Origin of the sequence: Agrobacterium sp. NPDC089420 (assembly GCF_044900305.1) — a bacterium.
Classification (GTDB): domain Bacteria; phylum Pseudomonadota; class Alphaproteobacteria; order Rhizobiales; family Rhizobiaceae; genus Agrobacterium.
In genome coordinates this window covers 85913-106277 of record NZ_JBJDMY010000002.1, presented here as the reverse complement: position 1 = coordinate 106277, position 20365 = coordinate 85913, and the positions used below count along the sequence as shown (strand labels likewise).

The 20365-nt window shown below is 60.7% G+C and carries 21 protein-coding genes; 19 read left to right on the top strand and 2 right to left on the bottom strand.

Annotation, left to right across the window (positions count from 1 at the left end):
• Positions 1-208: 208 nt before the first annotated feature.
• The gene (locus ACI2KA_RS03045; RefSeq protein ID WP_404499105.1) at positions 209-2053 is read right to left on the bottom strand and encodes an extracellular solute-binding protein; all 1845 of its coding nucleotides are present in this window, start codon (positions 2051-2053) and stop codon (positions 209-211) included.
• 204 nt (positions 2054-2257) lie between these two features.
• On the opposite strand from ACI2KA_RS03045, the gene mepA reads away from it, so the two are divergent.
• The 4 genes from mepA (at position 2258) to dapB (ending at position 5798) form a co-directional block, all read left to right on the top strand.
• Entirely contained in the window at positions 2258-3313 is a 1056-nt protein-coding gene (mepA, locus tag ACI2KA_RS03040; protein WP_404499103.1) for a penicillin-insensitive murein endopeptidase, read from the top strand.
• 101 nt (positions 3314-3414) lie between these two features.
• Positions 3415-3798 (top strand): methylglyoxal synthase, encoded by a 384-nt coding sequence (locus tag ACI2KA_RS03035; protein WP_404499101.1) that lies wholly within the window; start codon positions 3415-3417, stop codon positions 3796-3798.
• 23 nt (positions 3799-3821) lie between these two features.
• Positions 3822-4844: a glucokinase gene (locus tag ACI2KA_RS03030; RefSeq protein WP_404499099.1), complete on the top strand. Its 1023-nt coding sequence runs from the start codon at positions 3822-3824 to the stop codon at positions 4842-4844.
• Positions 4845-4970: 126 nt separating this feature from the next.
• On the top strand, positions 4971-5798 hold the full coding sequence (gene dapB, locus ACI2KA_RS03025; RefSeq protein ID WP_404499097.1) for a 4-hydroxy-tetrahydrodipicolinate reductase: 828 nt from the start codon (positions 4971-4973) through the stop codon (positions 5796-5798).
• 7 nt (positions 5799-5805) lie between these two features.
• Here dapB and phnF read toward each other — a convergent pair whose 3' ends face one another.
• The gene (gene phnF / locus ACI2KA_RS03020) at positions 5806-6543 is read right to left on the bottom strand and encodes a phosphonate metabolism transcriptional regulator PhnF (protein ID WP_404499095.1); all 738 of its coding nucleotides are present in this window, start codon (positions 6541-6543) and stop codon (positions 5806-5808) included.
• A gap of 82 nt (positions 6544-6625) precedes the next feature.
• Between phnF and phnG the strand changes: the two genes are divergently transcribed.
• The 15 genes from phnG to ACI2KA_RS02945 all read left to right on the top strand — a co-directional run bounded on the left by phnG (position 6626) and on the right by ACI2KA_RS02945 (position 20271).
• Positions 6626-7087, top strand: coding sequence for a phosphonate C-P lyase system protein PhnG (phnG, locus tag ACI2KA_RS03015; RefSeq protein WP_404499094.1), 462 nt, complete (start codon positions 6626-6628; stop codon positions 7085-7087).
• Positions 7087-7695: a phosphonate C-P lyase system protein PhnH gene (gene phnH, locus ACI2KA_RS03010; RefSeq protein WP_404499092.1), complete on the top strand. Its 609-nt coding sequence runs from the start codon at positions 7087-7089 to the stop codon at positions 7693-7695. Before phnG ends, phnH begins: the two co-directional genes overlap by 1 nt.
• Before the next feature lies 1 nt (position 7696).
• A complete protein-coding gene (locus ACI2KA_RS03005) occupies positions 7697-8806 on the top strand; it encodes a carbon-phosphorus lyase complex subunit PhnI (RefSeq protein ID WP_404499090.1) in 1110 nt (369 codons plus the stop codon).
• A gap of 133 nt (positions 8807-8939) precedes the next feature.
• Positions 8940-9842 (top strand): alpha-D-ribose 1-methylphosphonate 5-phosphate C-P-lyase PhnJ, encoded by a 903-nt coding sequence (locus ACI2KA_RS03000; protein WP_404499088.1) that lies wholly within the window; start codon positions 8940-8942, stop codon positions 9840-9842.
• The gene (gene phnK / locus ACI2KA_RS02995; RefSeq protein WP_035219536.1) at positions 9839-10615 is read left to right on the top strand and encodes a phosphonate C-P lyase system protein PhnK; all 777 of its coding nucleotides are present in this window, start codon (positions 9839-9841) and stop codon (positions 10613-10615) included. The genes ACI2KA_RS03000 and phnK overlap by 4 nt, the downstream gene beginning before the upstream one ends.
• A 4-nt stretch (positions 10616-10619) precedes the next feature.
• Positions 10620-11327, top strand: coding sequence for a phosphonate C-P lyase system protein PhnL (gene phnL, locus ACI2KA_RS02990; RefSeq protein WP_404499086.1), 708 nt, complete (start codon positions 10620-10622; stop codon positions 11325-11327).
• Positions 11324-11941, top strand: coding sequence for a DapH/DapD/GlmU-related protein (locus ACI2KA_RS02985; protein ID WP_404499084.1), 618 nt, complete (start codon positions 11324-11326; stop codon positions 11939-11941). The genes phnL and ACI2KA_RS02985 overlap by 4 nt, the downstream gene beginning before the upstream one ends.
• Positions 11942-12176: 235 nt before the next feature.
• Positions 12177-13037 carry a phosphonate ABC transporter ATP-binding protein gene (gene phnC / locus ACI2KA_RS02980; RefSeq protein ID WP_404499082.1) on the top strand — a complete coding sequence of 287 codons (861 nt, stop codon included), beginning with the start codon at positions 12177-12179 and terminating at the stop codon, positions 13035-13037.
• Positions 13038-13122: 85 nt separating this feature from the next.
• Entirely contained in the window at positions 13123-14028 is a 906-nt protein-coding gene (phnD, locus tag ACI2KA_RS02975; protein ID WP_404499080.1) for a phosphonate ABC transporter substrate-binding protein, read from the top strand.
• A 70-nt stretch (positions 14029-14098) separates the two neighbouring features.
• Entirely contained in the window at positions 14099-15085 is a 987-nt protein-coding gene (gene phnE, locus ACI2KA_RS02970; RefSeq protein ID WP_404499078.1) for a phosphonate ABC transporter, permease protein PhnE, read from the top strand.
• On the top strand, positions 15085-16434 hold the full coding sequence (gene phnE / locus ACI2KA_RS02965) for a phosphonate ABC transporter, permease protein PhnE (protein WP_404499076.1): 1350 nt from the start codon (positions 15085-15087) through the stop codon (positions 16432-16434). Before phnE (ACI2KA_RS02970) ends, phnE (ACI2KA_RS02965) begins: the two co-directional genes overlap by 1 nt.
• Positions 16435-16723: 289 nt before the next feature.
• Positions 16724-17422 carry a DUF1045 domain-containing protein gene (locus ACI2KA_RS02960; protein WP_404499074.1) on the top strand — a complete coding sequence of 233 codons (699 nt, stop codon included), beginning with the start codon at positions 16724-16726 and terminating at the stop codon, positions 17420-17422.
• Entirely contained in the window at positions 17419-18555 is a 1137-nt protein-coding gene (locus ACI2KA_RS02955) for an alpha-D-ribose 1-methylphosphonate 5-triphosphate diphosphatase (RefSeq protein WP_404499072.1), read from the top strand. The genes ACI2KA_RS02960 and ACI2KA_RS02955 overlap by 4 nt, the downstream gene beginning before the upstream one ends.
• Positions 18552-19145 carry a phosphonate metabolism protein/1,5-bisphosphokinase (PRPP-forming) PhnN gene (gene phnN, locus ACI2KA_RS02950; protein WP_404499070.1) on the top strand — a complete coding sequence of 198 codons (594 nt, stop codon included), beginning with the start codon at positions 18552-18554 and terminating at the stop codon, positions 19143-19145. Before ACI2KA_RS02955 ends, phnN begins: the two co-directional genes overlap by 4 nt.
• A gap of 85 nt (positions 19146-19230) precedes the next feature.
• Entirely contained in the window at positions 19231-20271 is a 1041-nt protein-coding gene (locus ACI2KA_RS02945; RefSeq protein ID WP_404499068.1) for an AraC family transcriptional regulator ligand-binding domain-containing protein, read from the top strand.
• Positions 20272-20365: the final 94 nt, after the last annotated feature.

Sequence of the window (20365 nt, the reverse complement as noted above, 5' to 3'; positions counted from 1 at the left end):
TTTCTTCGAATTGCGAAAACGCTCTAACTTTTTATTTTGGCGCATTTCCGGACGGAAAATCGGGGTCCACTTTTCCTGGAAATGCTGTAAGTCAGCGGTTTTCGTCTCAGTCAAACCCGGTCCTTTCGTGAAAGCGCCGCCCGCGCGCTCCAAGCGATTCGTCTCGCCCTATGTGAATCAAGCCTTCGCCGCGAAAGCAAGGCCGGCGTCAGTTTCCGGCCTGGCTTGACCACCATGCGTCCGGAAAACCGATGCCATATTCGGGCAGGTTTTCCGGGTGGACAAGCGTGTTCCAGTAGGCGATGAACATCTCGCCGCGGTAAAATTGCGGAATGACGTAGCTGTTTGCCAGAAGCACCCGGTCAAGCGCACGCGCGGCGGCCACCTGTTCATCCCGGTTGGGCGCGAAAATCACCTTTCGCACCAGCGCATCGACAGCCGGGTTCTTGATGCCGGCAATGTTGTTGGACCCCTGCCGGTCGGCTGCGGCCGAGCCCCAGAAATCCGCCTGTTCGTTGCCGGGATTGGCCGAGGTCGCCCAGAGCTTGACCGCAACGTCGAAATCGAAACTGCGGGTGCGGTTGGTATATTGCGAGGCATCAACCGTGCGGATCGTGGCATTGATGCCGATCTTCTTGAGGTTCTGGACATAGGGCAGGATGGTCCTTTCCATGCCGGAGGAATCGATCAGGAACTCCATATCCAGCTGCTGCCCGGTGGCCGCATTGACCATGCGGTTGCCGCGCAGCTCGTAACCGGCCTCCTTCATCAGCCTGACCGCCTCGCGCAGATTGTCGCGCTGCTTGGCGGGATCGCCTGCCACCGGGTTGCGGTATTCGGTGGTGAAGACTTCCGGCGGAACCTGATCCTTCAGCTCCTGCAAGAGTTCCAGCTCGCGCCCGGCCGGCAGGCCGGAAGAGGCAAGCTCGCTGCCCATGAAGAAGCTGTTGATGCGCTGAAACTGGCCGTAAGCCAGCGTGCGGTTCAGCTCCTCGAAATCGAAGGCGTAATTGAGCGCCTTGCGCAGATTCGGGTTCTGGAATTTTTCGCGGCGCATGTTCGGCACGAAGGCCTGCATGATGCCGACGGAACGATAGATATTCGGCAATTCCTCTTTTCTGACGCGGCCCTCCTTGACGGCCGGAAAATCATAACCCGTGACCCAGCGGCTGGACGAGGCTTCCTGCCGGAAATCGACGGTGCCGGATTTGAAGGCCTGGAATTCCACATCCTGATCGGAAAAGAAGGTGTAGGTGATGGTCTTGAAATTGTTCATGCCGACATTCACGCTGACGTCCTTGCCCCAATAGTCGTCACGGCGCTCATAGGTCACGGTCGCGCCGGGGGAGAGCGATGCGATCCTGTAGGGACCCGAACCCATGACCGGCTCCAGCGTGCCGCGGGAAATATCGCGCGGCTTGCCGTCGGGACCGGCTGCTTCCCACCAGTGCTTGGGAACGACCAGCAATTGTCCGACGATCTGCGGCAATTCGCGATTGTTCTTTTCATCGAAGGTGAAGGTCACGTCTCTTTCGCCACTCACTTCCGCCTTGGTGACGTGGGTGTAATAGGTCGCAAGCTGCGGGCTCAGATCCTTCGCCTTCTCGAAACTGAAGACGACGTCCGCCGGTGTTACCGGCTTGCCGTCCGCCCATTTTGCCTCCAGCCGCAGCCGGTACGTCGCTTTTGAGATATCGTCCGGATAGCTGACACCCTCGGCCAGAAGCCCGTAGGACGCCGAGAGCTCCTCCTCGGACGATTTCATCAGCGTATCGAAAACCAGCGACAGCCCCGTCGCCGCTTCACCCTTGGCAAGCAGCGGATTGAGCGTGTCGAAGGTTCCCGTGGTCGACATGCGAAGCGCGCCGCCTTTCGGAGCGTTGGTGTTCACGTAATCGTAATGGTCGAAGCCATCGGGATGTTTCAGTTCCCCGACCGTTGAAATCCCCTTTCTCCACACATCGGTCGACTGGGCGGAGGCCACGGCCGGCATCAGCATGGCATATGCCGCAAGAGCGACCAGAAGGCGGGATTTCAGTGGTGCCAATATCATCGGGCGAATGTCCCTGGTTGGTATTTGTTGGAGAGAGCATAAAACAAAGATTGGCAAAAAACAGATGCGCCGGCTCACAAGCTCTTTATCGGCGTCGTTAATCTACCTGCTTTGCGCAGGCGGGGCGAAACATGGTTTCAACAAAATCCCGTTCCAGTTTATCCTGCGGGGAAGAGAATCATCTGATCGGACGGGCACGACGATATGACGGCGGGATCATCCAGAGTTTTCAAGGCGGCCATGCTGGCGATTTCGGTCGTCTCCGCGCTGCAGTTGCAGATGGAAACCGCTTCGGCCGAGGACAGGCCCGCTAAAGAGGTATTTGGCCACATGGCCCTGCCTTCCGCCGCGGCTTCCCAGCCGATCGGCTCCTATGCCAAGGGCTGCCAGTCCGGCGCCATCGCCATGCCGACCGACGGTCCCGGCTGGCAGGCCATGCGGCTTTCACGCAACCGGCGCTGGGGCCAGCCGCAGCTTATTTCCTTCCTCGAGCAGTTTTCACAGGATGCCCAGAAGATCGGCTGGCCGGGCCTGCTGCTCGGCGATATTTCGCAGCCGCGCGGCGGCCCGATGCTGACCGGCCATGCCTCGCACCAGATCGGCCTCGATGTCGACGTCTGGTGGCGGCCGATGCCCACCCCCCGGCTGACCGTGGAGCAGCGCGAAACGGTGCCCTTCATCTCGATGCTCGACAAGAGCAAGTTCCTGACGGTCGATGACCGCAAATGGTCGCCGCTCAATGCCCGGCTGGTGATGATGGCGGCAAGCTATCCGCAGGTGGAGCGCGTCTTCGTCAATCCGGCCATCAAGCAGAAGCTCTGCCAGACATGGACCGGCGACCGCACCTTCATGGGCAAGATCCGGCCGATCTACGGTCATGACGAACATTTCCACATCCGTCTCGAATGCCCGCCCGGCGCACCCAACTGTAAACCGCAGGCGGCCGTGGGCAAGGGCGACGGCTGCGACAAGTCGCTCGCCTGGTGGTTCACCAAGGAACCATGGGCGCCGCCGAAAAAAGACCCTAATGCCAAACCGGTGAAACCGCGCCCGATCATGGTCTCCGACCTGCCCGCCGCCTGCGCCGCCGTGGCGGCCGCTCCGTCCGCCAATCCTGAAGGCATTGCCGCCCAGGCCTATTCGCCTGCCCCTGCCCAGGCCGTTCGGCAGCGGAGTGTGGAACAGGTCATCCAGAATGCGCCTGCCATTCAGCCGCCATCGGATATTCCGCTTCCGGTCCAGCGTCCGACATTGAACTGAAACAGAAATGGGGCATTCAACAGCTTCCCTTTTCAAATGGCGGCAAGCTGTTATAGAAGGCCTCAAATCGATTTAATTCTTTACGGGGACGTGCTGGAACCATGGAAGGACAACGCTGTATCGCGCTCATCGCCCACGACGAGAAAAAGGACGATATGGCGGATTTTGCCCGTCACCATCAAAAGGCGCTTGCCGGCTTCAGGATCGTCGCGACCGGCACCACCGGCGGGCGCGTGCAGGAAGCCTGCCCGGGGCTTGACGTCATCCGTCTCAAAAGCGGGCCGCTTGGCGGCGACCAGCAGATCGGCGCGATGATCGCCACCGGCGAAGTGGACATGCTGATCTTCTTCACCGATCCGCTGACGGCCATGCCGCATGATGTTGACGTGAAGGCGCTGACACGGCTCGCCACGGTCTATGACATTCCCATGGCGCTTAACCGCGCCACCGCCGAAAACCTCATCGACTTCCACCTCGCCGACTGACTCTCCCCAACATGGAACAGGCAATGCCGAAGACGTCCGACACCGAATACCTGTCCTTTCCGATCCTTCTTGGCGACATCGGCGGCACAAATGCCCGCTTTTCCATTCTGATCGATTCCTTTGCGGAACCCGTGCACCTCACCACGGTGAAGACGGCGGAATATCCGACGATCGACGACGCCATCCAGCAGGCCGTTCTGGACAAGACCTCGCTGCAGCCGGTCTCGACCATTCTTGCGATTGCCGGCCCTATCGAAGGCGACGAGATACCGCTCACCAATTGCCATTGGGTGGTCAAGCCGAAAGAGATGCTCGTCAATCTCGGTCTGAAGGACGTCATCGTCATCAACGACTTCGAGGCACAGGCCCTGGCGATTGCGGCACTTGACGACGACAACCGGGACCTTATCGGTTCCGGCAAAAAAGACATGCTGGCGTCACGCGTGGTTCTCGGACCGGGCACGGGGCTTGGCGTCGCCGGGCTGGTTTACGCCCGCCATATGTGGTTTCCGGTGCCCGGCGAAGGCGGCCATATCGACATCGGTCCGAGAAGCGCACGGGATTACGCGGTTTTTCCGCATATCGAAACCATCGAGGGCCGTGTCGCCGGCGAGCAGATTCTGTGCGGGCGCGGGCTGGTCAATCTTTACCGCGCCGTCTGTATCGCCGATGGCATCGAACCCGTCTTTTCCGATCCTGCCGACATTACCTCGCAGGGACTTTCGGGACAGAATGCCCAGGCCAAGGAAACGCTGTCACTGTTCAGCACCTATCTTGGCCGGGTGGCGGGCGATCTTGCGCTGATCTTCATGGCCAAGGGCGGCGTCTATCTCGCCGGCGGCATTTCGCAGAAGATCATTCCGGCGCTGAAGAGTCCGGAATTCCGGGCCGCCTTCGAGGACAAGGCGCCGCACAGCGCCCTGATGCGGACCATTCCGACCTTTGTGGTCACCCATCCGCAGGCGGCCCTTTCCGGCCTCGCCACCTATTCGAGAACGCCAGCCGATTTCGGCCTGTCGCTGGACGGGCGGCGCTGGAGGGCCTGATCGCTCACGCGCGTCGTATCTGATGCTTGCGAAGCGGGCGGACGGTCTTTAACGTCGCTGCCGTAAACATCAAACGTCCGATACCGGCGGGTTTCGATCCGCCCGACATGAAAAGTGAGTAAAAACATGGGCAGCAGCGGCATGAAACTGGTGGTGGTCGGCGCGGCAGGCCGCATGGGACAGGCGCTGATCCGCCTCATTCACCAGACGCCGGGCGTCCAGCTGCATGCCGCCGTCGCGCGCGAGGGCTCGGCCTTTATCGGCCGCGATGCCGGTGAAATCGCCGGTCTCGGTCCGATCGGCATCGAAATCACCAGCGATCCGCTTCAGGCATTTCTGCATGCGGAAGGGGTGATCGACTTCACCTCGCCGGCAACCAGCGTCACCTTTGCCGGCCTCGCCGCACAGGCGCGCATCGTGCACGTCATCGGCACCACGGGCTGCTCAATGGAAGACGAGGAAAAATTCAAGGCGGCGTCGCGCCATGCGCGCATCGTCAAATCGGGCAATATGAGCCTCGGCGTCAACCTGCTCAGCGTTCTGACGCAGCAGGCGGCGCAGGCGCTGGATGCGCAGAACTGGGACATCGAAATCCTGGAAATGCACCACAAGCACAAGGTGGATGCGCCTTCCGGGACCGCGCTTTTGCTCGGTGAAGCGGTGGCCGCCGGCCGCAAGGTCGATCTCACCGCCTCTTCGGTGCGTGTACGCGACGGGCATACGGGGGCGCGTGAGACCGGTACCATCGGTTTTGCCACGCTGCGCGGCGGTTCGGTGATCGGCGAACATTCGGTGATTTTCGCCGGCGAAGGCGAGCGCGTCGAGCTTTCCCATTATGCCGGCGACCGCTCCATCTTCGCGCGCGGCGCGATCGTCGCGGCCCTTTGGGCCTTCGACAAAAAGCCGGGATTCTATTCCATGCTGGACGTGCTCGGGCTTTCGCAGACGGAGTAAGTCTCCCCTAATTTTCGACCGTGAATTCGACGGTATCTGCCGAGAAGCGGCTGATGGCATATTGTACCGGCACGCCCTCCATATCGGCGTTCAAAGCCTGGGTGACGAGCAGGATCGCGCCCGGCGATAATTCGAGATCGGCCAGATCCTGCGTATCCGCATGGCTGGCGGAAATGACGGTGGAAATGCGCACGTAATCCGCAACGCCGAGCGATTTGAAAGCAGCCGTGATCGAGCCGCTTTGCTGATAGGCCTCTCCCATACCGGCGAAACGATCAGCCGGAAACCATGTGGTGGAGCGGGATACCGGCCGGCTGTCGGCCTTGCGCAGCGTTTCCAGGCGCACGAGCGGCGTGCCGGCCGGCAATTGCAGCCGCGCGGCCAGATCGGCATTTGCCGGCTCGGTCGTGTGGGAAAGAAGCAGCGCTTCCATCTCCTTCACCTGATCGCCGATGCCTGCCGTAAATCGCGTGCGTCGCGAAATCGGAAAGCTCAGCCGTTCCTTGCGGGCAATCATCGTGCCGCGCCCCTGCATCGGCTCGAGAATGCCTTCGCTTGCCAGCGCGGCAATGGCGCTTCTGACCGTGTGGCGGTTGACGCCGAATTTTTCGGCCAGCGTCATTTCTGGCGGCAACATGCCGGCCTGATCGTGATCGCCCGCCGCGATCTCGCCCCTGATCCGGTCGGCGATCTGCCGCCAGAGCGCCACGCCGTTCTTTCTTTTCATCGCTGCCGCAGGGCTCATGTCACACGCTTGTCATTCATCGACGTTAATTGTAGCCTATATTGTATAGTTGTCTATATCAATAGACATTTGAGGTCAAGCGATGAATAACGAAGCTGCGAACATACATGGCGAAAGGAAACGGGTGGCGGCGCTTCTTGCCCGCGCGACCGTTCAGGAACTGGAAACCGTCTGGAACCGGCAGGATGCCAGCCCGCAGACGGAAAACGTGCGCGGGCCGGAAACCGGCCTCGTAATGGTCAAGGGCCGTATCGGCGGCGGCGGTGCCCCCTTCAATCTGGGTGAAACGACTGTCACCCGCGCGACAGTCAAGCTTGCTTCGGGAACGGTCGGCCACGCCCATGTTCTCGGCACCGGCCGCAAGAAGGCCTGGTACGCCGCCGTGTTCGATGCGCTCTGGCAGGAGAGCCAGACCCGTGACTTCATCGAGACCGCGCTTCTTTCACCCGTCGAAAAAAGACTGAGCGAAGAGAAGGAACGGAAAACAAGAGAAACCGCCGCCACGCGGGTCGATTTCTTCACCATGGTTCGAGGAGAAGATTGATGGGTGTCAAGGCCGAAGCACTGACGGGCGGCTTTTCCAGCGCCGTCTTCGATTCCCAGCGTATTTTCAAGAAACTGATGGACGGCATGGCGCGTCCGGGCACGCCGCAGACGATCGACACGGCGGTCGCCCCGCCGCTGCCGCTTGCCCCGGCCACTGGCGCGGTCCTGCTGGCGCTCTGCGACCATGACACGCCGGTCTGGCTGAGCGGCGCGCTGCGCAAAACGGCGGTGCCGGGATGGGTCGGATTTCACACCGGGGCAATTGCGACGGAAGAAAAAAGCGCTGCACATTTCGCCGTTATCGAGGCGGGAAGCGCCATTGCTTCCTTCGGCCTCTTCGCCCAGGGCAGCCAGGAATATCCCGACCGCTCCACCACGGTCATCATCGAACTGCCCGATCTCGATGGCGGGCGGGAATTGCTGCTGTCCGGCCCCGGCATCCGCCATGTCAACATCATCAGCCCCACCGGTCTGCCGGATATATTCCCGACGCTGTGGGCGGAAAACAACGCCATTTTCCCGCGCGGTGTCGACGTCATTCTCACGGCTGGCGATAAATTCGTCTGCCTGCCGCGCACGACGCGCATGAAATCCGTGGAGGCATAAGATGTATGTTGCTGTCAAAGGCGGGGAGACCGCCATTGCCAACGCCCACCGGCTGCTGGCCGACCAGCGGCGGGGAGACCGCGACTTGCCCGCTATGTCCGTGGCGCAGATCGTTTCGCAGCTTTCGCTCGCCGTCGACCGGGTGATGGCGGAGGCCTCGCTATACGATCAGTCGCTTGCCGCCCTTGCCGTCAAGCAGGCGCGCGGCGACATGATCGAAGCCATCTTCCTGCTGCGCGCCTATCGTACCACGCTGCCGCGGTTCGGCTATTCGCCGCCGGTCAATACAGCAGAAATGACGGTGCAGCGGCGCGTCTCGGCAACCTACAAGGATCTGCCGGGCGGACAATTGCTGGGACCGACATTCGATTATACCCACCGTCTGCTCGACCCCTCGCTGCTCGAAGACGAGGCTGTCGAGATAGCCGCCCAGCGTGAGGGCGAGCCGGATCATATCATGCGTGTTTCCGACATTCTCGCCGAAGAAGGGCTGATCGAAAGCGACGGCGACATGCCGGACGATCATATTGCCGGCGATCTGACGCGCGAGCCGATGGAATTTCCGATGCCGCGCGACCTGCGCCTGCAATCGCTGGCGCGCGGCGACGAGGGTTTCCTTCTCGCGCTCGCCTATTCGACGCAGCGCGGTTATGGCCGCACGCATCCGTTTGTCGGCGAAATCCGTATTGGCGAGGTGGAGGTAGAGCTGGACGTGCCGGAACTTGGTTTTTCCGTCTCGCTCGGCGATATCAAGGTCACCGAATGCCAGATGGTCAACCAGTTCAAGGGTTCGGCCAAGGCGCCGCCGCAGTTCACCCGCGGTTACGGTCTGGTTTTCGGTCAGAGCGAACGCAAGGCGATGGCCATGTCGCTGGTCGACCGGGCGCTACGCGCCAGCGAATTCGGCGAGGATGTCGTCGCCCCGGCGCAGGACGAGGAATTCGTCATCTCGCATGCGGACAATGTGCAGGCCACAGGCTTCGTCGAACATCTGAAACTGCCGCATTATGTGGACTTTCAGGCCGAACTCGGTCTGGTCCGGAAAATGCGCGCCGATTTCGAGGCGATCAACGCCAATGGCGCGGAGTGGATGGGCGATGCGGCCGAATAGCTCAGCGGCCGTGCTGCTCGCCGAACCAGTAGGCGCAAAAGACGGTCGATGCTGCAAAGACAGCAAAGAACACGGCTGCAAGAATTCCAATCTCCATGAGCTTGTACTCCTTTTTTCACAAGGCTAACGCGCAATGCTTAAAGAAGTTTCATTCGAAGACGGGCTGGCGGCCTATAACTTCGCCTATCTGGACGAACAGACCAAGCGGATGATCCGCCGGGCGATCCTCAAGGCCATCGCCATTCCCGGCTATCAGGTTCCCTTCGCTTCCCGTGAAATGCCCATGCCCTACGGCTGGGGCACCGGCGGCGTACAGCTGACCGCCTCCATCCTCGGCCCCGACGATGTGCTGAAGGTCATCGACCAGGGCGCCGACGACACGACCAACGCGGTTTCCATCCGCGCCTTTTTCCAGAAGGTGGCAGATGTGGCCGTCACCACCCGCACGAAGGATGCGACGATCATCCAGACGCGGCACCGCATTCCGGAAGAGGAGCTGCATTCGGGCCAGGTGCTCGTTTATCAGGTTCCCATCCCCGAACCCCTGCGCTTCCTCGAGCCGCGCGAAACCGAGACCCGTGTCATGCATGCGCTGGAGGAATATGGCCTGATGCACGTCAAGCTCTATGAGGACATCGCCCGCAACGGCCGCATCTCCACCACCTATGCCTATCCGGTGAAGGTTGCCGGGCGCTACGTGATGGATCCATCGCCGACACCGAAATTCGACAATCCGAAAATGCACATGTCGGATGCCCTGCAGCTGTTCGGCGCCGGGCGTGAAAAACGCATCTATGCCGTGCCGCCCTATACCGACGTCGTAAGCCTCGATTTCGAGGATCATCCTTTCGAAATCCAGCGCTTCGACAAGCCCTGCGCGCTGTGCGGCGCGGAGAATGTCTATCTGGACGAGGTGGTGCTGGACGACAAGGGCGGACGCATGTTCGTCTGCTCCGATACCGACCATTGCGAGGACCGCCGCGCCCATGGCCACAAGGGCCATATGCTGGCGGATGTGAAGGAGGCCGCAGAATGAGCGACGCACCGCTTCTCAAAGTCCGGGACGTTTCCAAATATTACGGCGAGCGCGCCGGTTGCCGCAACGTCTCCTTCGAGCTTTATCCGGGCGAAGTGCTGGCCATTGTCGGCGAATCCGGCTCCGGCAAGACCACGCTGCTCAACTGCATTTCCACCCGGCTGATGCCGACGGCCGGCAGTGTGGAATATCGCATGCGCGACGGCTCGGTGCGTGATCTCTATCACATGGGCGAGGCCGAACGGCGTTTCCTGATGCGCACCGACTGGGGTTTCGTGCATCAGAACCCGGCGGACGGGCTGCGCATGGCGGTGTCTGCCGGCGCCAATGTCGGCGAGCGTCTGATGGCCGTCGGCAACCGGCATTACGGCAACATCCGGCAATCGGCCAGCGAATGGCTGGAGCGGGTGGAAATCGGCACCGACCGTATCGACGACCAGCCGCGCGCCTTTTCCGGCGGCATGCGCCAGCGCCTGCAGATCGCCCGCAACCTCGTCACCTCGCCGCGCCTCGTCTTCATGGACGAGCCGACGGGCGGCCTCGATGTCTCGGTCCAGGCGCGGCTGCTCGATCTGGTCCGCGGCCTCGTCAACGACCTCGGCCTTGCCGTCGTCGTCGTCACCCATGACCTCGCCGTGGCGCGCCTGCTGTCCCACCGCATGATGGTGATGAAGGGCGGCGACGTCATCGAGCACGGACTGACGGACCGGGTGCTGGACGATCCGCGCGAGCCCTACACGCAATTGCTTGTTTCCTCCATCTTGCAGGTCTGACGCCATGCCGACGCCCCTTATCGTTTCGGAAGTCTTCAAAAGCTTCACCATGCATCTTCGCGACGGCATCGAACTGCCGGTCGTCCGCGACGTCAACTTCTCCGTTTCGGGCGGCGAATGCGTCGTGCTTGGCGGTCCGTCGGGCATCGGCAAAAGCTCGATCCTGAAAATGCTCTATGGCAACTACGCCATCGACAGCGGGCAGATCCTCATCCGACATAAGGGTGAGGTCATCGATATCGGCAACGCCTCGCCGCGCACGATCCTCGATATCCGCCATCACACCATCGGTTATGTCAGCCAGTTCCTGCGCACGGTGCCGCGCGTTGCGGCGATCGATGTCGTGGCTGAACCGCTTCTGGCGCGCAGGGTTGCCGCGGAAGAGGCGCGCGAGCAGGCCGCCGCGCTGCTGTCCAAACTCAACCTGCCACGCGAATTGTGGTCCTTGCCGCCGGCGACCTTTTCGGGCGGCGAACAACAGCGCGTCAACATTGCCCGCGGCTTCATCACCGATCACGCGATCCTGCTTCTCGACGAGCCGACCGCCTCGCTCGACGCGACCAACAGGCGCGTGGTCGTCGACATGATCAAGGAGAAAAAAGACAAGGGGACGGCGCTGCTCGGCATTTTCCATGACGAGGAAGTGCGGGAGGCCGTGGCCGACCGCATTCTCGATGTTTCGCAATTCTCTCCCCGGAAGGCAGCGGCATGAGCGTCAAGGTCGGTCTCGAACCCGTCATCCACGAAAGTGCCCGTGTCACCAATTCCTCGATCGGCCGCTACACCGAAATTTCGGAGCGCTGCCGTATCGAGGAGGTCGAGATGGGCGATTACTCCTATGTCATGCAGGATGGTGCGATCTGGTGCGCCACCATCGGCAAATTCGTCAATATCGCCGCTTCCGTCCGCATCAACGCCACCAATCATCCCATGCAGCGGGCGACCTTGCACCATTTCACCTATCGCGCCCGCAACTACTGGGACGATGCGGAGGACGAAAAGGACTTCTTCGCTGCCCGCCGCGCCAAAAGGGTGGTGATCGGCCACGATGTCTGGATCGGCCATGGCGCGACCATCCTGCCGGGTGTGACGGTCGGAAACGGCGCCGTGATCGGGGCCGGTGCGGTCGTTTCGAGAGATGTCGCACCCTATACCGTTGTCGGCGGGGTGCCCGCCCGGCTGATCCGCGACCGTTTCTCCGGAGAGCTCGGCCGGCGCATGGACAATCTGAAATGGTGGGATTGGGACCATGCGACGCTGCGCGGCGCGCTGGACGATTTCCGCGCGCTCGCCGCCGAGGATTTCGTGACGAAATATGGCGGCTGAAATCCACCTTCGCGCAAAATGCAGATCTCGGGCCGTGTCCCGGGATTTTCTGTCAGTCGCATCATGAAATGCCGGATGGAATTTCCAGTCCGCGACCCGCCGGGCGAAAGATTTGTCGGCAAATGTCGGCGCGGCATATTTGCGAATGTTGTAATATTTTCTTCATCAAATTGACATCCACACTTCACGCACCGCTGTTACGCCGAACCCCGTCAAAAGAAGATTGGACGGGGAAATGAGCTTTCACCTGAAGCAAGTCACGCGCCGTTTCGGCAACCACACTGCGGTCGATGCCGTGAATGTCGAAATTCCGCAGGGCCAGATGGTCGGCGTGATCGGGCGCTCCGGTGCGGGAAAATCGACGCTGCTGCGCATGATCAATCGCCTTGTCGATCCGTCCTCGGGTTCCATTCATTTCAACGACACGGAAGTCTCGTCGCTGAGGGGTACGGCACTGCGCAACTGGCAGCGCGATTGCGCCATGATCTTCCAGCAGTTCAATCTGGTGCCGCGCCTCGACGTGCTCACCAATGTCATGCTCGGCCGTCTGAACCACCGTTCGACGGTTCTCAGCCTGTTCAACATCTTCACTGATGAAGAGCGTCTGATGGCGATCGCCGCGCTGGAGCGGCTCGGCATCGAGCATGTGGCCATGCAGGCGGCAGGCACGCTTTCCGGCGGCCAGCAGCAGCGCGTCGCCATTGCCCGCGCCCTGATGCAGTCTCCCAAGATGGTTCTGGCCGACGAGCCGATTGCCTCGCTCGATCCCCTCAATGCCAAGATCGTGATGGATGCGCTGCGCGACATCAATGAGCGCGAAGGCATCACCGTCATCACCAACCTGCACACGCTGGATACGGCGCGCAATTATTGCGAGCGCATCATCGGCATGTCGCAGGGCCGCGTTGTCTTTGATGGAACGCCCGCCGAACTGACGGCTGCTGCCGTTACCGAGATTTACGGAACCGATTCGCAGGGCTCCGGCATCGACGAGACCATGACCTCGACCAGCATCAATATTGCCGGCGCGCAGCTCCCCGCGCGTCCGGTGCAGTCATCTGCCGGTCCCGAACCGCTCGCTCTCGCCGGGCTCTGAGGAACCGCTCAGCATCGTTGGCGCCCGCGTCAAGGGCCGACACTTCACAACAAACTCCGGCTCGCCGGGAAACAGGAGAAAGTCCATGTTGAAGAAAATCCTTCTTTCGGCAGTCGCCCTTGGCGTTCTGGCCGGTTCCGCCCTGGCTCAGGACGTCAAGGTTCTGCGCATCGGTCTCGACGGTTCTGAAAACGAAGCCGACCAGATCCGCAACACCAAGTGCGTTGCCGATGGCCTTAAGGCTGCAACCGGCGTTTCCGAAGTTCAGGTTTTCCCGTCGCCGGACTATAACGGCGTCATCCAGGGCCTGCTCGGCGGCACCATCGACATCGCTTCCATGGGCGCATCCTCCTACGCCAAGATCGCTCTGGCCGACCCGAAGGCCGTTGACCCGATCCTGACCACGGCCGGCGCTGACGGTTCGACCGGTTATTACACGATCATGGTTGCCCGCAAGGACAGCGGCATCAAGACGCTGGCTGACGCCAAGGGCAAGAAGATCGGCTTCGCCGACCCTGACTCCACCTCCGGCTTCCTCGTTCCGAACGTGGCTATCCCGAAGGAAACCGGCGTTCCGGTGAAGGAATACTTCTCCGAAACCGGCTTCGGCGGCGGCCATGAGAACCTCGTTCTCGCCGTTCTCGACAAGAAGTTCGACGTTGGCACCACCTTCGGTTCGGGCGTCGGCAAGTGGGAAGAAGGCTATACCGCCGGCAACCTCTACCAGATGGTCAAGAAGGGCAACCTCGACATGGACGATATCGTCGAAGTCTGGAAGTCGCCGCTGATCCCGAACGGCCCGCTGATGGTCACCAACAAGCTCGGCGACGCGATGAAGCAGAAGGTCGAAAACTTCTTCATGGAACTGCCGAAGAAGGACCTCGCCTGCTTCCAGGGCTTCACCCAGGGCAAGAACACCGCTTACATCAAGGTCGATCCGTCCTTCTACCAGACGATCATCGACGCCCGTAAGTCCGTTATCGGCGGCTGATCCTCAGATCATATCCGGAAGCGGCGGTGCCTTGCGGCGCCGCCGCTTTTGCCAATAAAGGAAAAGCGGCATGGCGACCACACTGCACCATGGAACCCTCTCGCCCGAGGGATTGAGCGCATCGTCCCAAACGGTCATGCGCCACTATCGACAGCAGCTTGCGACACGGCGGGTCTACACCGTCATTTCGCTCGTGATCTTTCTCGTCATCCTCGCCGCCTCCCTGAATTTCGCCAATGCGGCCAATTCAGGCAAATTCTTCGAGCGCCTGCCCTATTTCTTCGATTTCATGAAGACCTTCGTGCCGGACAGTCCGCTGGAAATCTTCCGGGCGATGTTCGACCTGCCGTCACCCTATGCCGACGGCTCGCTGAAATATAACTATGTCGCGGATCGCGTCTACATCACCGACGGCTTCTACATCCCGCACTTCATCTACCAGTTGATCATCACGCTCAATATTGCCCTGGTCTCGACGATCATCGGCACCAGCTTCGCCTTTGTGCTCTGCTTCTTCGCCTCCACCAACCTTGTCGGCGCCGGCCTCGTGCGCTGGGTGGTACGCCGGGTGATGGAAGTGCTGCGCGCCTTTCCAGAAATCGTGATCGCCGGGCTGCTGACCGCCATCCTGTCGATCGGTCCCATCGCGGCGATCATCGCGATTTCGGTCCATACGATCGGCGCTCTCGGCAAGCTGTTCTTCGAAGTGGTGGAAAATGCCGACATGAAGCCGGATGAAGGCCTGCGCGCCGCCGGCGCCAACTGGCTGGAGCGGGTGCGTTTCGCCATCGTGCCGCAGGTTCTGCCCAATTTCGTGTCCTATGCGCTGCTACGCGCCGAAATCAACGTGCGCGCCTCCACCATCATCGGCGCCGTCGGCGGCGGCGGCATCGGCGAGGTCTTCCGGCTATCGATCGGCAATGACCACGCGTCGAAGACCTATGCCATCATCATCCTGCTGCTGATCACCATCATCGCCGTCGACCAGTTTTCCGGCTGGCTGCGCCGCAGGCTGATCGGCCATCAATCCTTCGAATTCGGACGGGGAGCGGCCTGATGTCGTCCAGCTTCATTCTCAATACCGCCGAACGCGAGAGGCTGACGGCCGCGCATCCGGCAATTTTCAATCGCGGTTTCATGCAGCGATACGGCCTGCTGACCGGCATTGTTGCCGTCGTCGTCTATCTCATCGGCTGCTTTTTCTTCTTTAATGTCGGACCGGCATTCATGCAGGGCCGGTGGGACCGTGCGTCGAGCTATATTCAGGACTGGTATTCCTGGCGCGCCCAGCCGCGCCTGCGCTTCGAGGATGGCAAGGTCGAGCCGCAATGGTCGAGCCGCGGACAATATCCCGCCGACGCAAGGATCGACTGGCTGCAGCCTCTGCCGGACGGCGGATATAGCGTTGTGTATGCGGGCATGGAAAACCGCCTCGACGTGACGCCGACCCGGGTTGATGTCTATGTCGACGGCAGGAACTATCCGGTCATCATCAATGGCGAACAGGCCAGGGCGCCCGACGATGTTCCGCAGGAAATCCGCCAGGACGGCAACAAGGTTCTCGTGCATTACGGTTTTGCCGGTCAGGCGGAAATCCGCACCAGCCAGGTCTATGTGCAGCGCCGCTTCCTCGGATGGGCGAATTTCCTGTTCGACACCAAGTCGGAATTCTGGGGCAAGGGTTATGGCGAACTGGCCGCTCTCGCGCTCTGGGGAGAGAGGCTCGATCCGGAGCGTTCCAATATCAGCCATATGGCCGACGATTTTCTCGACAACAGCGTCTGGCAACATGCCGATATTCTCTCAAAGCTGATGCAGACGCTGGTCATGGCCTTTGTCGGTACGTTGTTCGGCACGCTCGTCGCCCTGCCGCTCGCCTTCATCGCTGCACGCAACATCACTGCCAACAAGGCCGCCAACTGGGGCATGAAGCGTCTATTCGACTTCCTGCGCTCGATCGACATGTTGATCTGGGCGCTGTTCTTCACCCGCAGTTTCGGCCCGGGACCGATCCCCGGCATTGCCGCGATCTTCTTCACCGATACCGGGGCGCTCGGCAAGGTCTATGCCGAGGCGCTGGAGAATGTCGACGACAAGCAGCGCGAGGGCGTCAAATCGGTCGGCGCTTCCCCGATTGCCGTCAACCGCTTCGGCGTGCTGCCGCAAGTGCTGCCGGTCTTCATTTCCCAGTCGCTTTATTTCTGGGAAAGCAATACCCGCTCCGCCACGATCATCGGCGCGGTGGGTGCGGGCGGCATCGGCCTGAAACTGCTGGAAGCCATGGGCACCAATGCCGACTGGGACAAGGTCGCCTATATGGTGCTGCTCATCCTCTTCGTGGTTTTCCTGTTCGATCATATTTCGAATTCGCTGCGTTCGCGCCTGATCGGAAAAACACAGCACTAAGCCACGGAACCGGGGCGGGACTTCACGCGGAACCCGCACCGCTTTCACCATCCTGCCGTCCGCCTGGGCACGCGGGCGCAGGCGCCGTCCCTGCGTCTGGCCAATCGCTTTTCATGCTGCCGCGCACCCCCGGCAGATTCGCAAACCCAACCGCATGTCAAAGGCGGTTTTTTTCGCTGGCATCATCATTCTGTCACGGAAAGCGATTACCTCGCACTCCTGACCTTGCGGGAAGCGGGCGAGTCACGCCAAATAGCTTCTCATCCCTGGTTTTCCATGACACTGAAGAGTGCTTGCCGTGCGCTACGCCATCTATTTTTCTCCGGCTAAAGATCATCCCCTGACGGAAGCAGCATCGCGCTGGCTCGGCCGCAACGCGTTTTCCGGTACCCTGCATGACGACCACGATGATTATGCGGAGCTAACGGACGAGCCTCGCCGTTACGGTTTCCACGCAACCCTGAAGGCTCCTTTCGAGCTTTCCGAAAAATATAGCGAGGCAGAGCTGGTGACGGCCGTCGAAGGCTTTGCCACCAGCCAATCCGCTTTCGACATTCCGCGCGTCGTCGTGGGTGCGCTCGGGCCTTTTTTCGCGCTGGTTCCCGACCGGATTTACCAACCGCTGCAGGATTTTGCCGCCGAGATCGTCGATCATTTCGACCGGTTTCGCGCGCCCCTGTCGGAGACGGATATTGCCCGCCGGCGGCCACAAAGCCTGACGGAAAGCCAACGGCAGAATCTGTCGCTCTGGGGTTATCCGCATGTCATGGATGACTTCCGGTTTCACATGACGCTGACCGGGCGCATCGACCAGAGCGAGCAGCCCGCCATGCATGAGGTCCTGTCGGCGCGGTTTGCCGAATTTGTCGACCGGCCCCTCGCCATTTCCGGCCTCGCTTTGTTCGTAGAAGAAACGCGCGGCGACCCCTTCACCGTTCACAGCTGGCACCCGCTTGGCCAGCAGCCAAAGAAAGATGCGACCCCATGACCGAGCACGCCCTTTCCAACGCCCGTATCGTTCTGGAAGACGATATTATTCTGGGCTCCGTTCTGATCCGCGACGGCAAGATCGCCGATATCAGTGAAGGCGCATCCAAGACGGGGGAGGATGTCGAAGGTGACTTCCTGATCCCGGGCCTGGTGGAACTGCATACCGACCATCTGGAGCAGCATTATTCGCCCCGTCCCGGCGTTATCTGGGACAAGATCGCCGCGATCCAGGCCCATGATGCGCAGGTGGCGGCCTCCGGCATCACCACTGTGTTTGACTGCCTTCGCCTCGGCTCGGATGAGGATGGCGGCTTCGAGAAGGGCGAAATGCGGGAGATGGCGGATGCCATCGAAGCGGCGGCGGACCAGAACCGCCTGCGCGCCGACCACCTGCTGCATCTGCGCTGTGAAGTCGCCTCGGCGGACGTGCTGGAGCATTTCGAAGACTTCGAGACCGATCCGCGCGTGCGGCTGATTTCGCTGATGGACCATTCCCCGGGTCAGCGCCAGTTCCAGTCGATGGATCAGTACATCTTCTATTACCAGAAAAAGCGCGGACTAAGCGACGAGGCTTTCGCCGAATTCGTACGGCGGCGGCAGGCCGCATCGGCCGAATATTCCACCAAGCATCGCGATTACCTGGCTGCCCGCTGCGCCGAGCGCGGCATCACCGTCGCGAGCCATGACGATGCGACGGAAGCACATGTCGGTGAAGCGATCGGCCACGGTGTGAAACTGGCGGAATTCCCCACCAGCGTCGAGGCGGCGAAGGCCTCGCACAGCGCCGGCATGAGTGTCCTGATGGGCGCCCCCAACATCGTTCGCGGCAAGTCCCATTCGGGCAACATCGCTGCCCGCGATCTCGCCGAGATCGGCGTGCTGGATGTCCTTTCTTCGGACTATGTCCCGTTCAGCCTGCTTTTCGCGCCCTTCCTGCTTGCAGATCAGGTGGAAGCGATCAGCCTGCCGGAAGCGCTCCGCATGGTCACCGCCACACCGGCCAAGACGGTTGGCCTTCTTGACCGTGGCCGCATCGCGACGGGATTGCGGGCCGATCTGGTCCGGGTCCACCGGGAGGATGGCGTACCGGTGGCGCGTTCCGTCTGGCGCCAGGGCAAGCGCGTGGCATGACCGGCGACGGGAAGGATAACCGGCGCGCACCATCGCCGGGGACAATGATCGTGATTGTCGGCCCGAGCGGGGCCGGCAAGGACACGCTGATGGATTTTGCGGCAACGCAATTGGCAGGCCGGCCCGGCTTCCACTTCACCCGTCGCGTCATCACCCGCAGCGGCGATGCAGGTGGTGAAAATCACGACGCCGTTTCGATGAATGAGTTCAACCGGCTGGAAGATGCAGGCGCATTCGCGGTCTCCTGGCAGGCGCATGGGCTGAAATATGGCATTCCGGCCGCCGTCCATGGTCATCTCGATGCGGGGGATGTGGTCATCGCCAACGGTTCCCGCTCAGCCCTGCCCCACTTCGGCACCGCCTTTTCCCGTCTCAAGGTCGTGAACATCGTCGCTCGGCCGGAGGTGTTGGCGAAACGGTTGGAGCAACGCGGACGGGAAAGCCGGGAGGATATTCTGCGGCGGCTGGAACGCAGTTCGCTGGCGGTTGCCGGAAACTTCGACGTAACGACCGTGGATAATAGCGGCGCTATCGAAGATGCCGGCCAAACCATCATGCAAGTGCTGGAACAAAGCGCCGCCCGCACCTGAAGCCGGCACGGGACTGCTCGACAAACGCGCGCTCAGGGCTTACCATCAGGCGACAATTTCCAAACATGGTACGCCAAGGCGAGGCATGCCCGAAAAGAGGCTCAGCGACGAGATAACTGTGGTGGCCGGTCTGGCCGCCGGCGTCAGCAATTACGCCCTGTCGCGAAGCATCGATATCGCTCCCATCTGCAAGGCTCTCGATATCGATCCGACCACGTTCAACAGCCTGACGGAGCGTATCAGCCTCGACAGATTCTGCCGTCTGCTGGAGACCTGTGCGCTGATTTCCGGCGACGATACCTTCGGTCTGCAATGCGCCTCCACCTTTCCCGCCGGCGCATCCGGCGCATTCGGATATGGCCTGATGAGCGCACCAACGGTACGGGCGTTCCTGCGTTTTCTTCAGGACCATGTTTATTACGCGACCAATAACAGCAATTTTACCATGGTCACGGATGCCGCCCACGTGACCCTGTCTTGGTCCTTTGCGCCGGTGATCGCCAAACGCGATCAATATGTCGATCTCTCCCTTGCCATTCTCATTCAGCGTCTCCGCGATATTCTCGGCGATCGCATCAACCAGATCGAGATTGGTCTGGAGCGGACCAAACCGAATAATATTCAGCTATTTAAAGAACGGATGACCAAACGCGTCAGCTTTTCCCAGCCGATTCATACCATGCGCCTTCCCATATCGCTTCTCGATGCAGCCAATCCGAATGCGGATGAGCGTCTGTTCGAATTGATGAACTTGCAATGCCGGATGCTGCGGCCGGAAACATCGGCGGAAGCGACACATTTCATCGACCAGGTGAAACGTTACATGCAGGTACGGCTGTCGGACGCCGAGCTTTCTCTGGGCGAGATCGCCCCTCATTTCAATCTTTCAGAACGCAGCTTTCAGCGACGGCTTGCCGAGCTGGGAACCAACCTCAACGAGATAAAGGACGCCATTCGCAAAAATGCCGGCTTCAAGCTTCTAGTGGAAAGCGATCTCCCGGTTTCCGATATAAGTTACAGGCTCGGTTATTCGACACCGGTAGCATTTTCACGTTCCGTTTCCCGCTGGTTCGGAGCAACGCCCACGGATATTCGCAGGAAACACGCGCATCATTCCTCCGGCTGATCATTATTTACGGCATCAATATTTCGGAACGATGCGTCAGAATTAAAAAATATGTCGGCACCGATCGATAGATGTGCCGAAACATAACAATAAA